24 protein-coding genes are annotated in these 23,685 nt (G+C 42.6%); 4 read left to right on the top strand and 20 right to left on the bottom strand.

What is annotated here, in order from left to right; translation table 11 throughout:
* Positions 1–492 precede the first annotated feature (492 nt).
* The 4 genes from CHF41_RS08900 to CHF41_RS08915 form a co-directional block, all read right to left on the bottom strand.
* Complete coding sequence (locus CHF41_RS08900) at positions 493–1,296, bottom strand: MBL fold metallo-hydrolase (protein WP_119876937.1); 804 nt, start codon at positions 1,294–1,296, stop codon at positions 493–495.
* 6 nt (positions 1,297–1,302) lie between these two features.
* On the bottom strand, positions 1,303–2,655 hold the full coding sequence (vicK, locus tag CHF41_RS08905) for a cell wall metabolism sensor histidine kinase VicK (RefSeq protein ID WP_119876938.1): 1,353 nt from the start codon (positions 2,653–2,655) through the stop codon (positions 1,303–1,305).
* On the bottom strand, positions 2,648–3,352 hold the full coding sequence (gene yycF, locus CHF41_RS08910) for a response regulator YycF (protein ID WP_119876939.1): 705 nt from the start codon (positions 3,350–3,352) through the stop codon (positions 2,648–2,650). Before yycF ends, vicK begins: the two co-directional genes overlap by 8 nt.
* Before the next feature lie 627 nt (positions 3,353–3,979).
* Positions 3,980–4,603 carry a TetR/AcrR family transcriptional regulator gene (locus tag CHF41_RS08915; protein ID WP_119876940.1) on the bottom strand — a complete coding sequence of 208 codons (624 nt, stop codon included), beginning with the start codon at positions 4,601–4,603 and terminating at the stop codon, positions 3,980–3,982.
* Positions 4,604–4,703: 100 nt separating this feature from the next.
* Between CHF41_RS08915 and CHF41_RS08920 the strand changes: the two genes are divergently transcribed.
* Both CHF41_RS08920 and adhP read left to right on the top strand, forming a co-directional pair.
* Complete coding sequence (locus CHF41_RS08920; protein ID WP_119876941.1) at positions 4,704–5,336, top strand: HXXEE domain-containing protein; 633 nt, start codon at positions 4,704–4,706, stop codon at positions 5,334–5,336.
* A 1,083-nt stretch (positions 5,337–6,419) separates the two neighbouring features.
* Entirely contained in the window at positions 6,420–7,436 is a 1,017-nt protein-coding gene (gene adhP / locus CHF41_RS08925) for an alcohol dehydrogenase AdhP (RefSeq protein WP_119876942.1), read from the top strand.
* A 59-nt stretch (positions 7,437–7,495) separates the two neighbouring features.
* On the opposite strand, the gene CHF41_RS08930 is transcribed toward adhP, so the two are convergent.
* From CHF41_RS08930 to ccpA, 9 genes are all read right to left on the bottom strand, one after another.
* Positions 7,496–7,864, bottom strand: a complete 369-nt coding sequence (locus CHF41_RS08930) for a nuclear transport factor 2 family protein (protein WP_119876943.1) — start codon at positions 7,862–7,864, stop codon at positions 7,496–7,498.
* A 70-nt stretch (positions 7,865–7,934) separates the two neighbouring features.
* A complete protein-coding gene (locus CHF41_RS08935) occupies positions 7,935–8,939 on the bottom strand; it encodes a DUF3114 domain-containing protein (RefSeq protein ID WP_119876944.1) in 1,005 nt (334 codons plus the stop codon).
* Between the two features lie 292 nt (positions 8,940–9,231).
* Positions 9,232–11,181, bottom strand: coding sequence for a threonine--tRNA ligase (gene thrS / locus CHF41_RS08940; RefSeq protein ID WP_119876945.1), 1,950 nt, complete (start codon positions 11,179–11,181; stop codon positions 9,232–9,234).
* A 28-nt stretch (positions 11,182–11,209) separates the two neighbouring features.
* A complete protein-coding gene (locus CHF41_RS08945) occupies positions 11,210–11,824 on the bottom strand; it encodes a DUF1349 domain-containing protein (protein ID WP_119876946.1) in 615 nt (204 codons plus the stop codon).
* Between the two features lie 65 nt (positions 11,825–11,889).
* Positions 11,890–12,255, bottom strand: a complete 366-nt coding sequence (locus CHF41_RS08950; protein WP_119876947.1) for a hypothetical protein — start codon at positions 12,253–12,255, stop codon at positions 11,890–11,892.
* Positions 12,256–12,672: 417 nt separating this feature from the next.
* Positions 12,673–13,020 (bottom strand): hypothetical protein, encoded by a 348-nt coding sequence (locus CHF41_RS08955; protein ID WP_119876948.1) that lies wholly within the window; start codon positions 13,018–13,020, stop codon positions 12,673–12,675.
* Between the two features lie 35 nt (positions 13,021–13,055).
* Positions 13,056–14,372, bottom strand: a complete 1,317-nt coding sequence (locus CHF41_RS08960; protein WP_119876949.1) for a glycosyltransferase family 4 protein — start codon at positions 14,370–14,372, stop codon at positions 13,056–13,058.
* The gene (locus CHF41_RS08965) at positions 14,373–15,371 is read right to left on the bottom strand and encodes an LTA glycolipid anchor biosynthesis glycosyltransferase, IagA/BgsA family (protein WP_119876950.1); all 999 of its coding nucleotides are present in this window, start codon (positions 15,369–15,371) and stop codon (positions 14,373–14,375) included.
* 101 nt (positions 15,372–15,472) lie between these two features.
* Entirely contained in the window at positions 15,473–16,474 is a 1,002-nt protein-coding gene (gene ccpA, locus CHF41_RS08970; protein ID WP_162911963.1) for a catabolite control protein A, read from the bottom strand.
* Positions 16,475–16,773: 299 nt separating this feature from the next.
* On the opposite strand from ccpA, the gene CHF41_RS08975 reads away from it, so the two are divergent.
* Positions 16,774–17,856: a M24 family metallopeptidase gene (locus CHF41_RS08975; RefSeq protein ID WP_119876952.1), complete on the top strand. Its 1,083-nt coding sequence runs from the start codon at positions 16,774–16,776 to the stop codon at positions 17,854–17,856.
* The gene (locus tag CHF41_RS08980; RefSeq protein WP_162911941.1) at positions 17,849–18,373 is read left to right on the top strand and encodes a GNAT family N-acetyltransferase; all 525 of its coding nucleotides are present in this window, start codon (positions 17,849–17,851) and stop codon (positions 18,371–18,373) included. The genes CHF41_RS08975 and CHF41_RS08980 overlap by 8 nt, the downstream gene beginning before the upstream one ends.
* A gap of 100 nt (positions 18,374–18,473) precedes the next feature.
* Here CHF41_RS08980 and CHF41_RS08985 read toward each other — a convergent pair whose 3' ends face one another.
* The 7 genes from CHF41_RS08985 to CHF41_RS09015 all read right to left on the bottom strand — a co-directional run bounded on the left by CHF41_RS08985 (position 18,474) and on the right by CHF41_RS09015 (position 23,655).
* On the bottom strand, positions 18,474–19,310 hold the full coding sequence (locus CHF41_RS08985) for an alpha/beta fold hydrolase (protein WP_119876954.1): 837 nt from the start codon (positions 19,308–19,310) through the stop codon (positions 18,474–18,476).
* A 59-nt stretch (positions 19,311–19,369) separates the two neighbouring features.
* Positions 19,370–20,383, bottom strand: a complete 1,014-nt coding sequence (locus CHF41_RS08990) for an NADP-dependent oxidoreductase (RefSeq protein ID WP_119876955.1) — start codon at positions 20,381–20,383, stop codon at positions 19,370–19,372.
* 196 nt (positions 20,384–20,579) lie between these two features.
* Positions 20,580–20,999, bottom strand: coding sequence for an Rrf2 family transcriptional regulator (locus CHF41_RS08995; protein ID WP_119876956.1), 420 nt, complete (start codon positions 20,997–20,999; stop codon positions 20,580–20,582).
* 213 nt (positions 21,000–21,212) lie between these two features.
* Positions 21,213–22,058, bottom strand: coding sequence for a VOC family protein (locus CHF41_RS09000; RefSeq protein WP_119876957.1), 846 nt, complete (start codon positions 22,056–22,058; stop codon positions 21,213–21,215).
* Between the two features lie 6 nt (positions 22,059–22,064).
* A complete protein-coding gene (locus CHF41_RS09005) occupies positions 22,065–22,694 on the bottom strand; it encodes an NAD(P)-dependent oxidoreductase (RefSeq protein WP_119876958.1) in 630 nt (209 codons plus the stop codon).
* Positions 22,695–22,996: 302 nt separating this feature from the next.
* Positions 22,997–23,206, bottom strand: a complete 210-nt coding sequence (locus CHF41_RS09010; RefSeq protein ID WP_119876959.1) for a glycine zipper domain-containing protein — start codon at positions 23,204–23,206, stop codon at positions 22,997–22,999.
* A complete protein-coding gene (locus tag CHF41_RS09015) occupies positions 23,203–23,655 on the bottom strand; it encodes an Rrf2 family transcriptional regulator (RefSeq protein WP_119876960.1) in 453 nt (150 codons plus the stop codon). The genes CHF41_RS09010 and CHF41_RS09015 overlap by 4 nt, the downstream gene beginning before the upstream one ends.
* Positions 23,656–23,685: the final 30 nt, after the last annotated feature.

Raw genomic sequence — 23,685 nt, forward strand, 5'->3', positions numbered from 1 at the left:
CTGTGACAGTCAAAGAAAAACCAATGACTACTCATGAACATCCAAGCGAGACACATCAATTCATCACCTCACCATGTTCATCAAGTAAAACTTCTAAATCTCAACAGTACAGTCTTGCCCCTTGTATCAGCACTATCCTCAGTGCACAGAAATAATACTCATCAAAAATCAGCTGCTTCTATCGTTAACTCACCTGCGGAAGTGGGACTCAATCGTGATTTCGAAGAAATCGATTATCCTTACTCCTGTATTTCTAGGTTCAGGCTAGGTTTGTCTCAGCCTACTACCTTCGATTTCATCGGCTAATCAGATGTTGATTTTATAGAGTATAAGGGGTAAAACAAACAGTCGATTTAGTTGTTATTCATGGTTTTTCGAACCTCTTTTCATTTATTAAGCATACTATACCACACTTTTTAACCACTGACAAGGAGATTTCTCTTACAGACAAAAACCATACAGACGGTAAACGTCCATATGGCTCTGATGTGATTATATCTCCGTTAAGGGTGTAGCAGTGTCTGGCGATGTATCATATATTTGGAAGTCAACGCCAACTCCCAAATCCGCTTGAGCCAGCTGATTGACCATGGTCATGTGGGCTAGTTCCTTGATGTTGTTCTCCTTGCTGAGGTGACCAAGGTAAATCTTCTTGGTCCGATTTCCAAGTGAGCGAATCATGGCATCTGCGCCGTCCTCGTTACAAAGGTGTCCCTTATCGGACAAAATACGCTGCTTGAGATTCCATGAATAAGAACCCGCCCGCAAGATTTCCACATCGTGGTTGGACTCAATCAGGTACCCGTCCGCATTTTCCACAATCCCTGCCAGGCGGTCACTGACATAGCCCGTATCCGTCAACATGACAAAGCTCTTGTCATCTTTCATAAAGCGGTAAAATTGTGGACAAGCCGCATCATGGCTGACCCCGAAACTTTCAATGTCCAAGTCCCCAAAGGTCTTGGTCACACCCAACTCAAAAATATGCTTTTGCTCAAGGGAAATCTTTCCTAGCTTTCCCTCCATAGCCTGCCAGGTCGCTTCGTTAGCATAAATGTCCATGCCATATTTACGAGCTAGAACGCCAATCCCGTGAATATGATCGCTATGCTCGTGCGTAACTAAAATGGCATCCAAATCCTCCGGTCTGCGGCCAATTTCTGCCAGCAAACTGGTGATTTTCTTGCCCGACAAGCCTGCGTCCACCAAAATCTTTTTCTTCTCTGTTTCTAAATAGAAGGAATTTCCACTCGAACCAGAGGCTAAAATACTATATCGAAAACCTGTTTCTCCCATACACTCCTATTCTTCCTCTTCTGCATCCTCCCACTCATCAGCTGTCATATCTTTACTGTATGGTAGCACAATGGTGAAGGTGGAACCATGTCCATATTCACTCTTAGCCCAGATGAAGCCCTTGTGTTGCTTGACAATTTCCTTTGCAATGGCAAGACCAAGCCCTGTACCACCTTGCGCCCGTGAACGGGCCTTATCCACCCGATAAAAGCGGTCAAAAATCCGTGGTAAATCAGCCTTGGGAATGCCCAAGCCCTCATCAGAAATGGAAACAATCAACTGAGTATCTGTCGTTTTCATGCTAAAGGTGATTTTCCCACCGTCTGGTGAATACTTAATGGCATTGTTCAAAATATTATCCATGACCTGGGTCATCTTATCCGTATCAATTTCAATCCAAATCGGTATAATCTGGTAATCACGGACAATAGTATATTCCTTACCGTTTTCCTGCTGACTCTTCATCTGATCAAAGCGGTTTAAGATAAAGGTCACAAAGGCTGTAAAGTTAATCAACTCCACATCCGCTGAACTGACTTGATTATCAATACGTGACAGGCTCAACAAGTCTGAAATCATCCGCATCATGCGGTTGGTCTCATCGAGCGACACCTTAACAAAGCTCGGTGCGACGGATTCGGTCAAAGCCCCGTCATCAAGGGCTTCCAGATAGGATTTGACCGAAGTCAGTGGTGTCCGCAACTCGTGACTGACATTTGAAACAAACAAGCGCCGCTCCCGCTCTTCCTTGGCCTGCTCGGTCATATCGTGCAAAACGACAACCAGACCAGAAATCAAACCACTCTCACTCCGAATAGTCGCAAAATTAGCCCGCAAGGTCAGAAATTCACCATTTTCATTATCATGTTCGATGACAATTTCAGGTGTCTGCGCTAGCAAATCCCGAAAACTGTAGTCCTCACGAATGCCCAAGATTTCTAATAAATCCCGCTGTTCCGTTGTTTTAGAAGTAAGTCCCAACTGCTTTTGCGCGGTTTCATTGACCACGATAACCCGACCCATGCGGTCTGCGGCCATTACTCCGTCACTCATATAAGCGAGAATCGAAGACAGACGTGTCTTTTCCTGCTCCAAATGATCATGGGTCAGCCTAATGACTTCTGACAAATCATTGAGCGAATTCGCCATTTCTGTAATTTCAGGACTGCCCCGCATATCAAGAACATCTGAGTAGTCTAGTTCAATCAAGCGTTTGACCTTTTTATTGAGTTCCTTGATTTGCTGATTATCCCGGTGATTTTCAATCAGTAAGACTGTCAATGCAATGACAAAACCAATCAAGATGACTACAAACCAAAACTCAGGTGTCGTTATTAAATACCGTAATTGATTAATCATTTCCCTTTATATAATAGCCTACACCACGCCGTGTTAAGATGTATTCTGGTCGGCTCGGTGTATCTTCAATCTTCTCACGCAAACGACGCACGGTTACATCCACCGTCCGCACATCTCCGAAGTAATCATAACCCCAGACAGTCTCAAGCAAGTGCTCCCGCGTCATGACCTGACCCAAGTGCTTAGCCAAATGGTGGAGCAACTCGAATTCGCGGTGGGTCAACTCCAACTCCTTGCCGTGCTTTTTAGCTACAAAGGCATCTGGAAGAATGACCAAATCCCGAATGGTCAACTCAGGAGTCCCTGTCGTATCAATCTCTACATGGGTCTCAGCTAATTCACTGCGGCGCAACAAGGCCTTGACCCGCGCCTGCAACTCGCGATTGGAAAAGGGCTTGGTCACATAATCGTCAGCCCCAATTTCAAGACCGATGACCTTATCAAACTCACTGTCTTTTGCAGACAGCATCAAAATCGGAACATTGCTGGTCTTACGAATCGTGCGTGCCACTTCAAGTCCGTCAATCTCTGGCAACATCAAGTCCAAAATCACGATGTCTGGAAACTCCGCTTCAAAGACCGCCAAGGCTTCTCGACCGTCAAAGGCCGTTACCACCTCGTAACCCTCCCGTGTCATATTAAATTTGATAATATCCGAAATCGGCTTTTCATCATCTACAATCAAGATTTTTTTCATCTTTTCTCACCTCGTCATTCTTATGCTATTATACCAAATCTCCTTCAAATTCGCATGGAGGAAGTGTAGAGGGAAATTTTCTAGCTACTAAAAAGAAAGAAGGCAGTCTATATTAAAAGTCAAGAAATAATCTAAGAATCCGTATACGCAACATCATAAGACCCTTAAAATCCGACTAATATGTGATCATTTCACAAAAGCAACCTCTGAAGATACTGATTTTTCAACATCCTTAGCTAATGATCTAGAGTGATTCAACCAAGAGAAAGTCCAACCGACACCCCCTCATTTGGGAGTGATTTGCCCGCTTCATTTGACTTTTTTAGAAATATCGACTGGACACTGGAACTCCTCAGTCATCATTTCTTCAAAATTTTTGCAATAATCAATGTCGGCTGAAAAAGTCTTAATTGAGGAGCAGCGTTTGAGAAATAGGACCCAAGTTTACCCCATTCTTGAACAGTTAAACCTCTATCATATCTTTTTCGTATCATACCTTTAGTTTAACATCTTTTGTGAATACAAGTTCTAAGTCATTGTGCGTGAGTGATTGGAGCAATAAGACATAATGAATAAAGACTGTAACTAGAAATTAAGATTTACTATCGTTATGAAAATTGGAATTTATCATCCCTGTAAATTCTGCTTAGTTTCTAGAAAACGATTATTTTGCGCTACTGATATCTTCTTCATCGTTAAAAGCATCGATTTTCCTATTTCTGACAACACAAGTTTTAACATCAAAAGCGGATTATTCTCAATCTCTTGACTTCCCAGAGTAGTTACAATCCCTGCAAAAATAAAATCAAGTTGTAATTTCTCCTCTGTTGTCAAACACTCTTCATTAATCGAAAAAGAATCTAACCATATCTCCTTTAAAAAGTCATTCACCAGTTGTTTCAGGTATGTTGACTCACTTCTAGCACACAACATGATACGCCTCGAATTTGGTAAAATAGACATATCAATATCTGAATTTTTTTCATCATCTTGCAATGTTAAGACAGTTAAAATTGACGAAATCATCATTCTCGAGGCATCGTTCCTTGTATTATTCTTAAAAGCTTGATAAGCCAAATCATCCATACCTTTATAATGATAATAAAAAGAATTACGATTAACCCCAGAATCTTGAACAATCCTAAGAACAGTAATATCCGTATATTTCTCCGTCTCTAAAAGTTTCCAAAAAGCATTTTCTATTTTTACTACAGCCCTATTAGCATATTCCGTTTTCCTTGGACGCGCCATATTGCCCCCTATAATTAGACATTTTACACTCTACTGCCTGTTTTATTTTACACTGTGTCGTATTATAATTTAATTATAATCTAATTGAGAGGTAATTTCTATGAAAAAAATGATAAATAATTGGTATAACATTTCTATCTATCTCGCTGGTCTAACTGCTCTGCTTGCAGTCTTTGTACCAGTAACCGAGGTGCAAAAATGTCTTTTGGCTTCCATTTGTATTTTGTTTCTACATTTTTTCGAGGAATTCGGTTATCCAGGAGGATTTCCTCTACTCGGAGTAAAACTACTTCTCGGCACCAATGAGATGGATAAAACCAAGTGGGATTGCAACAATCTCAGTTCTATGTTTGGAAACTGGACATTCCTAATTTTAGTTTATGTATTCCCACTTTTACTACCTAATGTGCGTTTTCTAACATTATCTGCCATGTTGTTTCTGTTAATGGAAGTCATTATGCATTCAATATTTAATTTAAGGTTAAAAAGCATTTACAATGCCGGCTTAATTACCGCAATTTTAGGACTAGGTCCTATTGGCATGTACTATTTCATCAATGTATTTGATAGCAAAATGTATATCTGGTATGACTATGCTCTTGCCGTACTTTGGTTCATTATCGTATTTATATTCTGTTTTCGCTCTAAAATCTATTGGGGACTTGGCAAGAAAGATGGATATGTACTTACTGATCAAACAGCATTTGGTATAAATCATTTAACAAAAAACTAATCTGAAATACATAAAAAGACTTCTTTCTGGTAGGACAAGAATACTCGGAAGAAGTCTTCATTTTAGAACCTGTATTCACAACATCATAAGGCCCTTAAAATCCGATTAATATGTGATCATTTCACAAAAGCAACCTCTGAAGATACTGATTTTTCAACATCCTTAGCTAGTGATCTAGAGTGATTCAACCAAGAAAAAGTCCAAACGACACCCCCTCGCTTGAGAGTGATTTGCCCGCTTTCTTTGATTTTTTTAGAAATATCGACTGGATACTGAATCTCCTCAGTCATCATTTCTTCAAAATTTTTGCAATAATCAATATCGGCTGAAAAAGTCTTTTGATAAAAAATAATGCGATAAAAACCGAATGATTAGTACTTTCTCAAAAGAGACTAAGTGTCAATCACTCGGCTTTTCATTTTTGGATTAGATTATTCGTTTCATTTTCAGTCACTCTGACTTTTTTAGTGACTTCATTTGTCGGTGTTGCTTTTAACATGATATAAGAGCGTTAAAAAATCGACAGAAAACGAGGGAGACCGACGAAGAAATCGTATTTCTAGGAAGGCGCGTCTATTTTCCGAGATTTTAGCTCGCATTCAAATAACATGATATAAGAGCGTTAAAAAATCGACAGAAAATGAGGGGGACTGACGAAGAAATCGTATTTCAAGGGAGGCACGTCTATTTTCCGAGATTTTAGCTCGCATTCAAATAACATGATATAAGGGCGCAAAAAAATCGACAGAAAATAAGGGAGACTGACGAAGAAATCGTATTTCTAGAAAGGCTCATCTATTTTCCGAGATTTTAGCTCGCATTCAAATAACATGATATAAGAGCGTTAAAAAATCGACAGAAAATTAGGGGGACTGACGAAGAAATCGTATTTCTAGGAAGGCACGTCTATTTTCCGAGATTTTAGCTCGCATTCAAATAAGTATGCGCAAGACTCGTACTGTTGAAGTGCTCGATTTCGTCTTTTCTAGCATCACAAGAATTTTTAAAATGTAATCAGTTGATTTGTTTTTCTGTGACATTTGTGAGATAATGAATGTGAAAAAACATTATAGGAGGCAGTTTATGAAAGCTGTTGTTGTAAATTCTGAATCTACTGGTGTAGAAGTAGTCGAAAAAGAGCTACGTCCGCTTGAAACAGGGGAAGCTCTCGTTGAAATTGAGTATTGTGGTGTCTGCCATACAGACCTACACGTAGCTCATGGTGATTTCGGTCAGGTTCCTGGTCGTATCCTTGGACATGAAGGAATTGGGATTGTCAAAGAAATCGCCCCAGATGTAAAAAGTTTGAAAGTCGGCGATCGTGTCAGTGTAGCTTGGTTCTTCGAAGGCTGTGGCGCTTGTGAATACTGCAATACAGGTCGTGAAACACTCTGCCGTACGGTAAAAAATGCTGGTTACTCTGTTGATGGAGGAATGGCAGAGCAATGTATTGTAACTGCCGACTATGCTGTCAAAGTTCCTGAAAATCTTGACCCAGCACAGGCTAGTTCCATTACTTGTGCCGGTGTAACTACTTACAAAGCTATCAAAGAAGCTCAGCTAAAACCAGGTCAATGGATTGCCCTTTTTGGTGCTGGTGGACTTGGAAACTTGGCTGTTCAGTATGCAAAGAAAGTCTTCAATGCCCATGTTATTGCTATTGATATCAATAATGATAAATTGGAATTAGCCAAACAGGTTGGTGCCGATATTGTCATCAATGGACATGAGGTGGAAGATGTAGCTGGTCTGATTCAAGAAAAAACTGGTGGTGCGCACTCTGCTGTTGTAACAGCTGTCTCAAAAGTTGCCTTTAACCAAGCAGTAGACAGTGTCCGTGCTGGTGGTCGTGTCGTTGCCGTCGGTCTTCCTTCTGAAATGATGGACCTCAGCATTGTCAAGACCGTTCTTGATGGTATTCAAGTGGTCGGTTCTCTAGTAGGAACTCGCAAAGATCTTGAAGAAGCCTTTCAATTTGGAGCTGAAGGCTTAGTAGTACCAGTTGTGCAAACTCGTTCAGTAGAGGATGCTCCTGCTGTATTTGACGAAATGGCTGCTGGAACCATTCAAGGACGTATGGTACTTGATTTTACCCATTAATCTATTTTTCACTAACTATCATCAAACCGCTGAGGTCCTCTCAGCGGTTTCTTTCATCACTACATAATTGGTCTGCCAATCCCCATCGCTTTTCTCCAGTCAGGAATGTCTCCATCGTCTGCCCAGTATTCGTCTAACTCCACAATCACGTTCTCTTGCGTTTTGATAAAGCTAACAGCATGAACAGAAAAGCATTTATCCACAGGAAAGACTCGGAGCACCACAATGATAGTATCTCCTGCTTCCTCTATACGCTCAATCTCCCCATCCCAATCTCCAGGATAGTCACAATTGGCTCGAAGATACTCGTCTACAGAAAAGCACTCATTGGTGCAGGGCCAGCGAATCACGGCATTCTCGGCAAAAAAGGTTCTCAGCTTTCCTTCATCCTGCGTCAAGACAGCATGTACAAATGATGTAACCTCCATTTTCATGACCTCACAGACTTTTATATAGCTTGATTTTACAGGAATTCATTCTGATTTACAAGTACTTTTTCTACCGCAGGCGCTTAAAGTCCCGCACCACTCGCTTGGTCTGTTGGTAATTGGACAAACCGTTTTCGGCATACAGTCCCTGCGAGTTAAAATAGCTGCGCTCATAATCCGCTTCTGTCTTGCCACTGCGATTTGGAGCTCGAAACCCCTTAGTCGCTCGGTTGCGAAAGGCAGGATCATGCGGACCAACGGTATCTACATCCAAGTCCCAGTGGCGTTTGCCTGCTTTGCCATAGTTAAAGCTCGCTCCATTGACAATGCCAATTTCAGTAACTTCTTGAGCATCCATTTCATTGAGAAAATTGCCCCGACTGTCGAGGATAAATTCCGTATGAAAATGAAGCAAAATTTTGATATTAAAAGACGGATAGCCTGACGGATAGAATTTTTGCCCCTTTTCAAACCTAAGCTTGTTATGAAGACGGGCTGAAGTGCCAATTGTATAGTCTTTTTTCCAGCACCACCAAGGATAGGTTTTCCTTAGATAACGAGCAAGTGCCTGACTGTCTGTCTCATCAGCTTCTTTAAAATGCTTGCGGACATACTCTGCCTGCTGGCTAGAGATGACGTAGCGCAGCTGGTGGAGTTGCCGTGCCAGCAAGTCTTTTTCTGCCATAGTGTCCTTTGGAAAGGCTTGATTAACAACATCAGAAAGTTCCCACCAGAAAGGATCATGTGGTGCAAGATCTGGGTGAAACCGTGCAACGAATGCCTGATTTTCTACTAATTCTCCCGAGACATCCTCTGGCATGCCTACAATTGTAACTAAAACTTGCAAGAGCTGACGCGGCGTTTTGGACATTTTTTCCAGCCACCAAAGCTCACGAAATAAGCTGGAGCCAATCCGACTATCACCCAAGTCTAGCTGTCGCTCTACTGTCCTTTCTAGTGTCTCATCTGACCAGCCTTGCTCTTTTAATGCAAGCACTTGTTCCGCTATACGATAGCGTTCTGCTAGTCCTTTTTGGCTAAAAGACCAGTTGCCTTTTGCTAGAATGTGCCACATGATTTCCTCCTTTCCAAAATACCAAATAATGAGGCTGGGACAAAAATCCTTAACCTCATTATTTTTGTATATTTAACAGATTAGCACAGTAGTTGTCTGGTCTGTAAAATGTTGATAAATCAACATTCTATTAAAGAGGCTAGCTAACTATTCTTCGCTAGCCTTATTTCCAACCTTCAACAGTCCCCCAGACTAATGCTAGCTGAGGATAAGGTGAGTTAACGACGTCAAACTTTGATTTTTGACGAGTATAAGCTCCCGATTAGAATTACTTCGCTTATGGATACAAGGCCTAAGCGTCTTTTTTCGCACGAGAGTAGTTTGCGATGTCAGCAAGGATTTGCTCGGTAAAATCAGTAAGGCTAACGGTCTGTGTTTCCTTGTGTCCATAGCGACGAACGTTAACCGCTCGGTCTTCCATTTCCTTGTCTCCGACGATTAATTGATATGGAATTTTACCTGTTTGACTTTGGCGAATCTTGTACTGCATTTTTTCATTGCGCTCATCAACAACGGCACGTACTCCACGGTTTTGCAATTCTTTTGCAACTTCCCAGGCATAGTCCACGTGTTTTTCATTTGAAACGGGGATAAGGGTTACCTGAGTTGGGGCAAGCCATGTTGGAAATGCTCCTTTGTACGTTTCAATCAGGATAGCCGTAAAGCGCTCCATGGTTGAAATCACTCCACGGTGAATCATGACTGGACGGTGCTCTTCCCCATCTGCTCCGATATAGTGGAGGTCAAAGCGCTCTGGAAGCAAGAAGTCAAGCTGAATAGTTGACAATGTTTCTTCATTTCCAAGGGCTGTTTTTACTTGAATATCCAGTTTTGGACCGTAGAAGGCAGCTTCTCCCTCTGCTTCAAAGTAATTCAAGCCCATGTCGTCCATAGCACCTTTCAGCATAGCTTGAGCATTTTCCCACATCTCGTCATTGTCATAATATTTATGCTTATCTTCTGGATCACGATAAGACAGGCGGAAGCGATAGTCAGTCAAGTTGAAATCTTCATAGACATCGATAATCAACTGAAGAGCCCGTTTGAACTCCTCTTGGATTTGCTCTGGTGCAACGAAGATATGTCCGTCATTCAAGGTCATTTCACGCACACGTTGGAGCCCTGAAAGTGCGCCTGATTTTTCATAACGGTGCATCATACCGAGCTCAGCGATACGAACCGGCAATTCGCGGTACGAACGCACGTGGTTTTTGTAGACTTGGATATGGTGCGGACAGTTCATTGGACGTAGAACAAATTCTTCCCCGTCTCCCATGTCCATCGGTGGGAACATGTCTTCTTGGTAATGCTCCCAGTGACCGGAAGTCTTGTAAAGCTCAACAGAAGCAAGCGGTGGAGTGTAGACGTGTTGGTAGCCAGACGCCAATTCCTTATCAGTGATGTAGCGCTCCAAGGTACGGCGGATTGTCGCTCCATTTGGCAACCAGAATGGCAGCCCCTGTCCTACTTCTTGGCTAATCATGAACAAATCAAGCTCTTTACCAAGCTTTCTGTGGTCACGTTCTTTGGCTTCTTCCCGCATTTGAATGTAGTTTTTCAAATCTTTTTTATCAAACCAAGCCGTACCATAGACCCGTTGCATCATGGCATTGTCGCTATTTCCACGCCAGTAAGCCCCTGCCACGTTGAGCAATTGGAAGACCTGAATGCGACCAGTTGACGGCACATGAGGGCCTCGGCAAAGATCCACATATTCGCCCTGACGGTAAATGGTCAAGCCACCCTCGTCCTCAGAATGCTCCTCAATCAACTCCAATTTGTAAGGATCGTTTTTGAAAATCTCACGCGCTTCATCTTTTGACACTTCCTCACGGATGCTTGGGAAATTCTCTTTGACGATTTTTCTCATCTCGTCTTCAATAACTGCCAAATCTTCATTTGAAATCTGACCCGCTTCATTGTCAGTATCATAGTAGAAACCGTCTTGAATCGCAGGACCAACTCCCAAGTGAATGTCTGGGAAATGGCGGCGAGCCGCTTGTGCAAACAAGTGGGCAGCTGAGTGGCGCAAGATATCAAGCGCATCTTCGTGGTCTGGAGTGACGATTTCAAGCGAACCATCTTCAACAATCGCACGAGTGGTATCGATCAATTTGCCATTGAATTTACCAGCGAGCGCCTTTTTAGCTAGAGAATTGCTAATTGATTGTGCAATCTCAAAGGTTGTAACACCAGACTCAAATTCGCGCACAGCGCCATCTGGAAATGTAATCTTAATCATATCTTTCTCCTTATTTTTTATCATTCATTTAAACAAAGTCATCCGGTACCTGACCATCGTGAGCCTGCCAGGCGCATTCCCCAAAGAACAGGTTGGTAAAGCGAGCAGTGAAAGATGAATCTTCTGGACTGCAAGCATAGATACCAAAAGAAATCCTACCCGAAGCCTCATGCAAGTGGCAAATCCGCATCTGTTCAAAGTGCTTTCCGTCTCTTGAACATTCAACACGAAAATCCTGTCCCCTGCGGCTAAGTCGGTACCACATTTCTCTTACATCTGCTTCAATCTCCGTCGTTGCCCAGTCTGAATAGCCGTGATTAGTCACGACACTACCCAAATGCTGCATGGTCTCATTTTCATACTCAATCGAGGCCTTAAGCCAGTTTTCACTATCTAGATAAACCACAACGCCACATTGATCAAATCGGTGCTTGCTATCAAACTGCGTCTTTACGACAAAAGAGAAAAATTCCTCGTCTGTCTCCATTTGTAGCACCGGGGCATTGTCGTTACGGAAATGGTAATAGGTCCGCTGCCAGAGATCCGTATGTGGAAGCGTTGTAATCGTGATTTCCTCATCTGATAGACTATAAGCCGCAGGCTTTCTTGTCCACTTGAGCTTATCAGCTGTAAAATTTTCCATTATCTCCTCCTTGTTTCATCACATCGCAAAGCGCTTTTTTCTCCTTCTACACCAAAGAAACGAATTCAATCCTCAAGGGGAATCACTCGCTGAACGGGGTCTTGCTCACCGAAAAAAGTGATGGCCACCTCATCTTCTTTCCAATATATCGAATAATGATACTCGTTAAAGTGTACCCCATCAGTTGCAACGTCCTCATCAAATCGTTCAATGACTTGAGAACCCTCATAGAGAATCACCCTAGCATGAGCTGACCCAAATGGCCAATCGGGTGCCTCTCTCTCCTGAAAGACTACACGATACTTATCATCGGGAGAAGTTTCCTCGGCAACATCTACAGTCCACTTTATCTTACAAAAAATACTAAGCAACCACTGATAAGCCAACAAAGAAGTATACTGCTGCAGATTAGGAGAAATTGCATCATCCATTTTATACTCTATAAAAATCAAAATCTGACTAGGCAACGAAATCGTAGCTAGAACTAAAGTTCAGCAAGATGAGTTAACGACGTCAGACTTTGATTTTTGACGAGTATTAAAATAGTTTTCAATATATTCTCTCATCAAAAAATAAAAACGACATCCCGAAAAGGACGTCGTAACGTGGTTCCACCTTCATTCGTGCTGACCAACTATTCACCTCATGTCAATAGGGCTAGCACCTCGAATTAGCTATATCGTAGCAACCGTTTTATGTTTTCATAAAAGCTAGGAGAGGAGTATCTCATTAGGCTTTTTATGCGTTTGCAGCAACCACGCACTCTCTTGAAAAAAGTTCCTAATAGACTTGTCTCTGATTGTTATTATAGCACCTTTAGGTAAAATTTCAAGTATTTTTTCTGATTTTCATTGTCCTTTTCGCAAGCGATACATCAGATGTCCAACGCCACCCCCCAAAAGAGCCAAAAAACTGTAGATCATTTGGTAGATGAAAATCCATTCTTGAAAAATGACTACGGTCAAGGGAAAGAGCAAAAATACGTAGAGGACATGGCAAAGCTTAAAGCCGTATAGCAAGCTGTAGATGAGACTCGTTAGCAACAACACAACAGGAATATAGATAATCACATGATTCACATAGAGAGCTTTTTGAAACATGGTATCGCTACTAAAAAAGGGAATCAACGTCGGAAATCCTATGTACATAAAGATGACGACAAGGAGAAATATCCCCTCTCTCTTAACGACTTTCATAGTCCCTCCTTCTATCACACCAGTGAATGAAACCATTAGTCTTCAAAATAATCTCGGATAGACTTCACCTGCTCGACTGACTTTTTAAAGATAGCTGCTGTTGTATCAGATGATTTGACAAAGGCCCGTTTGGGCAAACTCATCGCCTCCTTGAATAGACTTTCAGCTGTACTATCCTCATTGATATGCTCTTTTCTGAAATCATAGGAAATCTTCAAATCTAGATAGTATTCATAGACTCTTCTACCAAAGTTTTCCGCAGAAATATCGTACAATTTTTTCGCGAGATGATGCGGACTCATGCGTGGTGTTACCAAAATAGCATCCAACACCGCATCCGCCAATTCTGCTTCATGCCTGTATAAGGTACCAAACATCTTGTCCGTCACGACATTTTCCAAATAAGGATTCCACTCGGCAATAACAGGCGTCCCCGAAGCGAGACTCTCCAGATAGGTTAAGCCCTGCGTTTCGCTGGTTGATGCTGAAATGAAGAAATCTGCCGCCTTATAATAGAGGGCCGTTTCGCTCGGCGCAATCATGCCCGTCATCAAGACTTGCTCCGTGAGCTGTAAGGCCTCAATCTGTTGCTCCAAATCCTTGGCGTAAGGTCCACCACCTGCAATGACCAGCTTGACTTTTTCATTTTCTGAAAGAATGCGCGGCATCGCTTCGATAATGGCTTGAATATTTTTCTCATAAGAAATCCGTGATAGGCTGAGCAACATGGTCTCATCTGGCGCAATGCCCAATTGCTCCCGTAATTCAGCTGTCGCTTCTGCCGTAATCTCTGGGCGGTCAAACTTGGCCAACTCAATCCCGGTCGGAATAACCCGTTTTGAAATCAAAACATTGTACTCTGTTAAGAGATTTTCCACAATTTCACTGGGACAAATCACCCCGTCTAAATCGCTCAAAAAAGCCCGCACCAAGTACTTGACCATGCTGGGACGAATCAACTTCCCCTTGGCAATATAGCGAACATAATCCTCATACTGGGTATGATAGGTATGAACAACTGGAATATCCAGCTCTCGTGCAATCATTTTCCCCAAAATCCCCAAGGAAAATTCCGTCTGGGTATGGATGATGTCAAGGTCATAACGCCCCGCAATCTTTAGGGCATCTGTAAAACCACGATAGGCGACCCGCCGATCCTTGAACGCAAAGAAGGGCACACTTGGAATCCGAATAATATCCCAATCTTCATAACGATTGACATCCTTATCTGTTGTCGTAAAGATAAAAACACGGTGTCCCTGCTTTTCAAGCTCGGTCTTTAGGGTCTTGATTGACGTTGCGACCCCTGATACCTGTGGAAAATAGGTATCTGTAAATAGTCCAATTCTCATCTATAACTCCATTACTTGACGATAGGCAGACGCCAGTTGATGTGATACCTTCTCCATTGAACGACTTTCTGCTACACGATAACCCGCCTCACGTTTATCCACTTGTTTATCCAAGATTTTCTGGATAGAGGCTACAAAATCGTCAACTGTATTGCCCAATTCAGCGCTATTTTCATCAATCCAGCCCTCATAGACTGGAATATCCCGCAAGACTACCTGCTGGTGACTGGCAAGGGCTTCTAAGACAACGATTCCTTCGGTCTCCTCATAAGATGGGAAGAAAAAGGCATCCGCACCGCTCATAGCCCCTTGAAAGACAGCACCCTTGAAATAACCAGGAAAAGATACATTTGCCGGATGATTGCCTTCGACAATCTTGCGAATGTAGGAAGGAATAATCCACTTGTTGACACTCCCTAGCCAAATAAAGCGGACATGGGGCAGCCGTTCTGCCACTTTAACAAAATCTTCAATCCCCTTGCGACGGAAATAAAGTCCGGCACAAACCACGACTGGCTGGTCTTCAGCAAGGTCAAAATGCTTACGAAACACTTCTTCCTTGTGGGAATCTTTTTGGTATTTGTCAAGATCAATCCCATTTGAAACAGCAACAATCGGGGTTGTCACGCCATAGCCCTGAATCAATTTCTTGGAGTATTCAGATGGTGTAATGACAAAATCAGCCTGCTGGTACATGCTAGCTAGGTATTTCCCGACAAAAGGAGCGAGGAGATTTGAACCAATAAAGGAATTTCTGAAATCTTCCATGGTCGAATGCCCATGCAAAATCACCTTTTTTCCTCGACGCTTGGCAGCCTTGAGCAAGAACCAACTGCGGGGACCGTAGGTATTGATATGGACCACATCGTAGTCCCCTAAGAGGTCTGTCGTGTAGGGAATACCAGCCAAATCAAGCGCCTCCATTTGATGATACAAGGCTCGCCCGATACCTGATTTTTCTAAAACTGTCTTTCCTTCTAAATACAATAGTACTTTCATGCCCTTATTATACCATAAAATCTATTTTTTCCATGCTCCTAAACTGTAGAGAGAGGATAGAAAAAGAAGCCAAGGTTCGCTTAGCTTCTCACTTCTGTATCTTATTTTGTTGATTTACGTTCTTTAATACCATGATTCAAGATGACTTCACGCGTATCCAATTCTTCCTTGTGCATGATTTTTGTCAACATTCGCATGGCAATCGCACCGATGTCGTACAAAGGCTGGCTGATAGAAGTCAAGTTTGGATTAGTAAATTTAGTGACTAGTGAGTCATCACTCGTGATAATCTCAAAGTCTTCTGGAACCTTAATCCCCTTATCGACAATCCCGTTTAACAAACCTGCCGCAATTTCATCTTCTGCGACATAAGCTGCTGTCGCTCCCGCATTCAAGATACGGTCCGCAAGTGCATAGCCTTCTTCGTACTTATATTTCGATTCAAAGACGAGTCCCTCGTTAAAGGTCAAGCCATTTTCTTTCAAGCCTTCTTTGTAGCCCGCAAAACGAACTTTACCATTGATGTCATCTACTAAGGGACCAGATACAAAGGCAATCTTTTCATTGTTTTTAGCTAACAAATCTACCGCATCCTTGCTCGCTTTTGCATAATCGATGTTAACACTTGGCAATTGATGTTCCAAATCAACCGTTCCTGCAAGTACAATCGGTGTCCGAGAACGAGAAAATTCTGCACGGATTTTATCTGTCAAATGGTAACCCATGAAAATAATACCGTCCACCTGTTTTGAAAACAAGGTATTAACCACATTGATTTCTTTTTCATCACTTTCATCGCTGTTTGCAAGAACAATATTGTACTTGTACATGTCTGCAATATCATCAATTCCTTTTGCCAAGGTCGCAAAATAGGCATTGGCAATATTTGGAATCACAACGCCGACTGTTGTTGTCTTCTTACTTGCGAGACCACGCGCCACCGCATTTGGTCGATAGTCCAAACGGTCAATCACTTCTAATACTTTTTTACGCGTGTTTTCCTTTACATTCTTATTACCATTCACCACTCGGCTAACGGTTGCCATTGAAACACCCGCTTCACGAGCAACGTCATAAATGGTGACTGTATCATCAGTATTCAACATAATCGTCAGTTCCTTTCGCTTTCTTTTTTATGAAAATTACGCTTTCACCCTCTTTATAGTGTATCATTTTTTGAAATCCCTTTCAAGAGATAGACCGCATTTTTTTGAAAAATTTTGAGAAATAAGGGAAAATGATTGCAAATTAGAAAAAATCAACACTCTCTTTGCTGGGCTTATATTCTGAGAGATTTTCCTAACCTCTATTTCTTTTTCTATTTCTTCACTTTTTCACAATAAATTCTTGATTTTTTCTCCCTTTTTTGACACAATGAAACAAATAGAAAGAAGGTACTCGTATGACCAAAATCTCTGATATTCTGACGCATTTACAAACATCTGACTTGGACATGGCTGTCTTTTCTGACCCTGTTTCCATTTCCTATCTCACAGGATTTTACAGCGACCCGCACGAACGCCAGATGTTCCTCTTTATCAGTCAAGATAGTACACCACTCCTCTTTGTCCCAGCACTTGATGCTGAACGTGCACGACAAACAGTCGACTTTGCAGTCATCGGCTATGTCGATTCAGAAAGCCCTTGGGAGAAAATCAAGGCTGCTCTTCCCGCCCAAAACCACAAACGCATTGGACTTGAGTTTGACAACCTCATCCTCACCAAGTACCACGGTTTGAAAACAGTATTTGAAAATGCTGAATTTGACAATCTCACACCTATCGTCAACCGGATGCGCTTGATTAAGTCCGCCGATGAAATTCAAAAAATGATGATTGCAGGAAAATGGGCAGACAAGGCTGTACAAATCGGATTTGATGCTATCTCGCTTGAAAAAACCGAAACTGACATCATCGCAGAGATTGAATTTGCTATGAAACGTGAAGGACTTGAAATGAGCTTTGAAACCATGGTATTGACAGGCAACAATGCGGCCAATCCCCACGGTATTCCTGGTCCTCATAAAATCGAAAAAGATGCTCTTCTCCTCTTTGACCTCGGGGTAATGGCAAATGGCTATGCCAGCGATATGACGAGAACTGTTGCGGTTGGGCAGCCTGACCAATTCAAAAAAGACATCTACTCCCTCACCCTTGATGCGCAACAAGCAGCGCTTGAGATGATTAAACCTGGTGTGACAGCTCATGAAGTTGACCGTGCAGCTCGTAAAGTGATTGAAAAAGCTGGCTACGGTGAGTATTTCAACCACCGCTTAGGACACGGCATTGGTATGGATGTTCACGAATTCCCATCCATCATGGAAGGTAATGACCTCGTGCTTGAAGAAGGTATGTGCTTCTCTGTTGAGCCAGGTATCTATATCCCAGGAAAAGTTGGCGTCCGCATTGAGGACTGTGGTGTCGTGACCGGAAACGGATTTGAAGTCTTTACAAGCACCAGCAAGGATTTGTTGTATTTTGAATAAACCTGTATTTGACACACTGGACTGTTCTAGACTTGGATCCGAGTTTTATATCACACGGGTCACCTTAGAGCAACTGAACGAAGTCTTCGCACTTTATCAGACCAATCCACTTTATTTTCAACATTGTCCACCAAAGCCTAGTCGAGAAAGTGTAAAAGATGATCTGACCAACTATCCCACCTCTAGTAGCCCAGATAAGAAATATTATCTTGGTTGCTGGAAGAAAAATGAGTTGGTTGCCGTAATCGATGTGGTGCTGGATTATCCAACAGACAAGATTGCCTGGATTGGCCTCTTTATGGTCCATGGTCAGCACCAGCAAAAAGAATTTGGCTCGAAACTGTTTCACCTCTTGGAGGATTTCCTCGCAAAAGCTCATTATCCTGAATTACAGCTCGCCTACGTCAAAACCTATCCAGAAGCCGCACATTTCTGGACTAAAATCGGCTTTCAGCCAACAGGCAATGAAATCCAGCAGGGACCACTTTGCTTAGTGATGGCTAGGAAAAGGATATAAAACAAAACTCCGAACGAGAACCATCTCATTCGGAGTTTTTTTCACCTTGTGGGATTCTCTCGCTCAAACCAAATAACGTTTTTCCCTCGTGAGTACCCATTTAAATCTCCAAAAAGGCGAGCAATTCTTCTGCAAATGCATCTGCATTCTGGAAAATGGAACCATGACCTGCATTGGGATAGATAATCAGTTTACTGCCCTTGATTTTCTCATGCATATCATAAGAATTTTCAGTTGGAACCTGCATATCCTTGTCGCCGTTGACAATCAAAGTCGATTGCGTGATATGATGCAAGTCATCCTCACGAGCTTTCCCCCAGCGCTTAATGGCCTTCAACTGGGTTAAGAAGCCTGGCACGTTCATCTCCTTATCTGCATGTTCTGCACTTCTCATGTCCATGCGTCCCAAGACTTTCTCGGCTTCGATTTTCCCCTGTTCATCATGATTATAGAAGATATAACGTTTCGGATCCACACGCTCAAAAGCAGCTCTTAGCATGTAGCGGAAGGTTTTTCCTGTCACCTTGTCCATTTCTTTCCCACCACGAGGACCTGTTCCTGCTAAAATCAGGCGCTGAACCATGTCAGGATTAAGGCGTACCATTTCCTGAGCAATCATGCCACCCATAGAAAGTCCAAGCAGATTGATTCGCTCATAGCCCAATACTTTAATGATACGGACTGCTTGCTCTGCCATACCAGGAATGGTCGCTGCAACCTTTCCTTGACTAGCTCCTACACCGGGCAAATCCAAGACAATCAAGTGTTGCTTTTCCGCAATCAAATCGAGAAATTTAGGATCCCAGTTGTCTAATGTTGCTGCTAAGTGCACCAACATGACGAGAGGCAAGTTTGATTTTCCTTTCCCAAGTTCTCGATAAGCAATCTTCTCACCAGCAACTTCTATATAGCGATTTTTCGTTGTGATATACGACATATTTTCTCCTTAATACTTCTTAGAGCCTGTAGTCACAGCTCAGCAACTCTATTCTGGACTTATGAATAAAGGTTCTTAAAACTGAGGACCGTTTTTCCACGTGAACGACCGTTTGCGATCTTATCAAGAGCAGCATTAACTTCTTCAAAGGCAAAGACAGTGTCAATTGACGGCTTGATTTCAAGCTTCGTGAAAATATCTGCTACTTCTTGTAATTGCTGACCGTTACTTTCCACAAAGATGAAATGGTAATGCACACCATATTTCGCAGCCATTTTATCAAACTTATGACCTGCTGCTTCAAACAAGAGTTGTTTTGCTATTGGTAACTTCATCCGTTTTGCAAACGCACCATTTGGCATGGCACGAAGGGATACCAAGTGCCCACCCTTTTTCATAATGGACATCTGTTTTTTAGTCTCTTCCCCACCAAGGGTATCTAAGACATAATCCACGCCTGTAAGAAGCTCCGTATAATCTTCTGTTTTATAGTCGATGAAGCGATCAGCCCCTAAAGCTAGGACACGCTCAGCATTAGCTCCGTCACCATTGGTAATAACTGTCAATCCTTTGGCTTTAGCAATTGGAATCGCCATTCCGCCGACACCACCAGTACCACCAGAGATGAAGATGGTCTGACCTGCTTGAGCCTGCATCAAATCAAGTGCCTGCATAATCGTAAGGGCTGTAAGGGGAACAGCAGCCGCTTCCACATCTGTTAAATAATCTGGAACCTTAGCAAGTGCCTCAGCATCCACTGCAACATACTCTGCAAAGGCACCGATATTGTCCAGCGGCAAACGACCAAAAACACGGTCTCCCTCTGCAAATTCTGTAACAGTTGAGCCAATTTGCTCAACCAAACCAACCACTTCATTTCCTGCTGTCTGTGGGAATTTGTAAGGGACAATCATCTTGACATCTCCACGAGAAATCATATTATCGAGCGGATTGACCCCAGCTGCCGTCACCTTAACCAACACTTGATGTGGCTTTAGCTCTGGCTTTGCGACCTCTACTATGGTCAGGGCGATATTCTTTTTATCATAACGTGTGTGTTGTGCTGCTTTCATCTTTTCTTCCTTTTCTTTTTGGTGTACTTGTATCTGAATCAAGTATAACTATGTGTTCAAAAAATCTGACTTTCTTTAGTGGATTGAGAAAAGAATAGGACAAGGCAAGGAGCTGCAGATAGAACTGACGTCCATCAAAGCGACTTAACGATGCCCTAACATTTATTCAATTCACTATAATTCGTCAGATAAGTGCCTACTTGGCAACTAGATAGAGATTTTCAATCACCTGCGCTAGCGTCTGCTCTGCCAAGTCTTTTTCCAATTGTTGCTCCACGCCTATAAAAATAGGAGCTACTGCTTCCTCGATATGCTTGCCAACAGGACAATCCTGATTGGCATTTTGATGAATCGGAAAGAGACGGATGTGGTCAATTTCCTGTGTCGCATAATAAATCTCTAGCAAGGATATTTCCTTAGGAGACTTACTGAGCTGGTAACCTGACTTCCCTTGTTGGGAGTCGATTAGGCCTGCGTTTTTCAACAGGGCAATGACTTTCCGAATATAGCTCGAATTTGTCCCAACGCTTGTCGCTAAGGCCTGCGAGCTTAACACTTTCTTACTTTCGCTAATCATCGTAAGGATATGAAGGGCAACTGAAAATTTTGTATCCATAAAGACTCCTTCTGTTCTTGTATCGAGAACAAGAACAAGTTTACCATAAAGAAATCCTCTTGGCAAGTCCTACGATTACATTTTTTAAAAATGGAGAACTGTTTTCCAAAATAATCAAAACTAGTCGGTCAAAAGCTACTACCATTCGTCTTCTGATAAAAAAGACAAGAACCTTCTCACCTGTTCTTGTCCTAATATTCTAGTGAATAACGGCTATCTCAAACCAACTCGTACCACAATTCCATCCCCATCCACTACTTCAAGCAGGCGGGAATGAATCCAGTTAGGGGTCATGCCTAAGCTTCTTGCTCGTTCGTGGATAGCTACTAAATCCGTCTTAGTCTTGACACATACAGTGAAATAGGCAAGGCCTGCCTGACCTGTTTCTCTACTTGCTGCCAACTTGCTATCCCACTCATTGACTGCCAAATGGTGGTGATAGTCGCCAGACGCTAGCCAACTGGCGTTTGAGATTGAGAACGTATCATTTAAGCCCAGCAGGTTTTGATAAAAAGCACTGGCAAACTGACTATCCTTGACCGACAGATGAACATGCCCCATACGTGTGCCAACAGCAAGCCTGAAAGGCTCCGCATAAGCTCCTTTGTCATACAAATCTTGCGCAGCTAACTCCTCAGTGATCCCTACGATTCGTCCATCCTCACGAATGTCCCAAGCAGAAACGTCTTTGTCATGGTAGATTTCAATTCCATTTCCTTCTGTATCTTCTAGGTAAATGGCTTCGCTATAGCCATGATCTGCACCACCAACCATGGGAATTCGATTTTCTGCTAGTCGCTTAAAGATAGTTGCCAAATCCTGCCGTGTAGGCACCAACAGCGCTAGATGATACAGCCCATGGGTCTTAGTTTTCCCATGACTAGCTGGAAGAAGGCGAACCAAGCCCTCATCGCCAACTCCCAATAAAACGTCTGTATCACTTTTATCGAGAATAGCAAGCCCTAGCATCTGCTGATAAAAGCGAGTCACGTTTTCCAGATTTTTCACATAAAGTGCGACTTCACCGAGAAAAATCTGACTGTTATAAGGGTAAACCATAAGAGCTTACTTTCTAAGGACTGAAATGCGTGCTTGAGGGTGGGTAGCCGCTTCAATCTCATCCACCATAGCAAGAGCATAGTCGGCATAGCTGATCTTGCTTTCGCCTGTTTCGTTTACCATAAAGACCTCGCCAGAAAGAAGGTACTCACCTGTTTTAGGATAGTCTACCTCAAAATCTGCTGCTGGGCTAATATAGGTCCAGTTGACATCCTTGACCTTGCGAAGAGCTGCCAAGCCCTTGCTCATGGCTTCTGCCAAGGGGAAATAGTCTGCTGGAAAGTCTGGTGTCTGATAGAGTTGAGTCGTTAAGCTCTCATCCACATACAAGCTACCTGCCCCACCAACGACCAATAGGCGTGTGTCACTTCCAGCTAAAATCGCGGTTAAATGCTCCAAAGAAGTCGTGTGTTGCGGAAACGTTTCGGGTGTGAATGCTCCAAAGGCACTAACTACCGCATCAAATCCTGCCAAGTCAGCTGCTTCCAAGGCAAATAAATCTTTTTGCAAGACTTCTTGCGCCTGCGATTGATTGCTGGAGCGAACAATGGCTGTCACCTCGTGGCCACGCGCCACCGCTTCTGCTACAATCGCTTGTCCTGCCTGTCCATTTGCACCAATTACTGCTAGTTTCATTTATTTTCTCCAATCGTTGTAATATTTTATGTTACAACAAAATTCTATCACTCCTTAGATGTAATGTCAATTATTACAACTTGAATGTTAGAACCTGTATTTATAAGCGAAGTGATCCTAATCGGGAGCTTATTTTACAACAATCTAGGCGCTTTTTTGAAGGAATACTGACTGTATTTCGAAAAAAAGTAGCGATGAGTAGCGTAAAATAAGCACTAAATAGAGTTGCTGAGCTGTGAATACAGGTTCTTAAAATACTCCTCTGAACAAAAAAGACTAGCTCAGCCAGTCCTTTCTATATACTACTCCTCCTCCTTCTCATTCCCATTCTGTTTTGACTCAGCAATGAGGCTAGTAACGATGATTCCAAGTAGCATGCCAAACCCTGGTCCCATTATAAGACCAACTGAAATATTACCTATCAAACTACCGATAACAAAGCCTAGAGAAGCCCCAAAAGACAAACCAAGGCTGATTCCGATAGCTAGGGAGTTGTCAGTTGTTTTTTTCAAATCCTATTTCCTCCTAAACGACTTTTTTCTTGTGCTTCACGGACTAAGTCAGCCAGTGTTGTTTGACGAAGTTGATGTTCCAAGGCTTTTTGAGCTTCCTCTAAGCGACCATCTAAGACAGCATGGATGCTTCGCCCCACATTGCAATCAGGATTAGGATTGTCATGAAAGCCAAAGAGCTGACCCGACTTGCCCAAACTATCGACCGCTTCATAGATATCATAGAGGCTAATCTGTTCAAATGCTTGGACAATCTTTGCTCCTCCTGTCCCCCTGGCAATCGCAACTAGCTTTGCTGCCTTAAGCTGAGACAGGACATTGCGAATAATTACAGGATTGACCCCTACGCTACCTGCTAAATAGTCACTCGTCACCTTGGTCGTCTCTCCCTCAAGACCCAAGAGTACCAAGATATGAGTTGCAATGGTAAAACGGCTTGAAATCTGCATGTCATCCTCCTTTTTCTTTAGTATAACGAA

Source organism: Streptococcus respiraculi (assembly GCF_003595525.1).
GTDB classification, from domain to species: Bacteria; Bacillota; Bacilli; order Lactobacillales; family Streptococcaceae; genus Streptococcus; species Streptococcus respiraculi.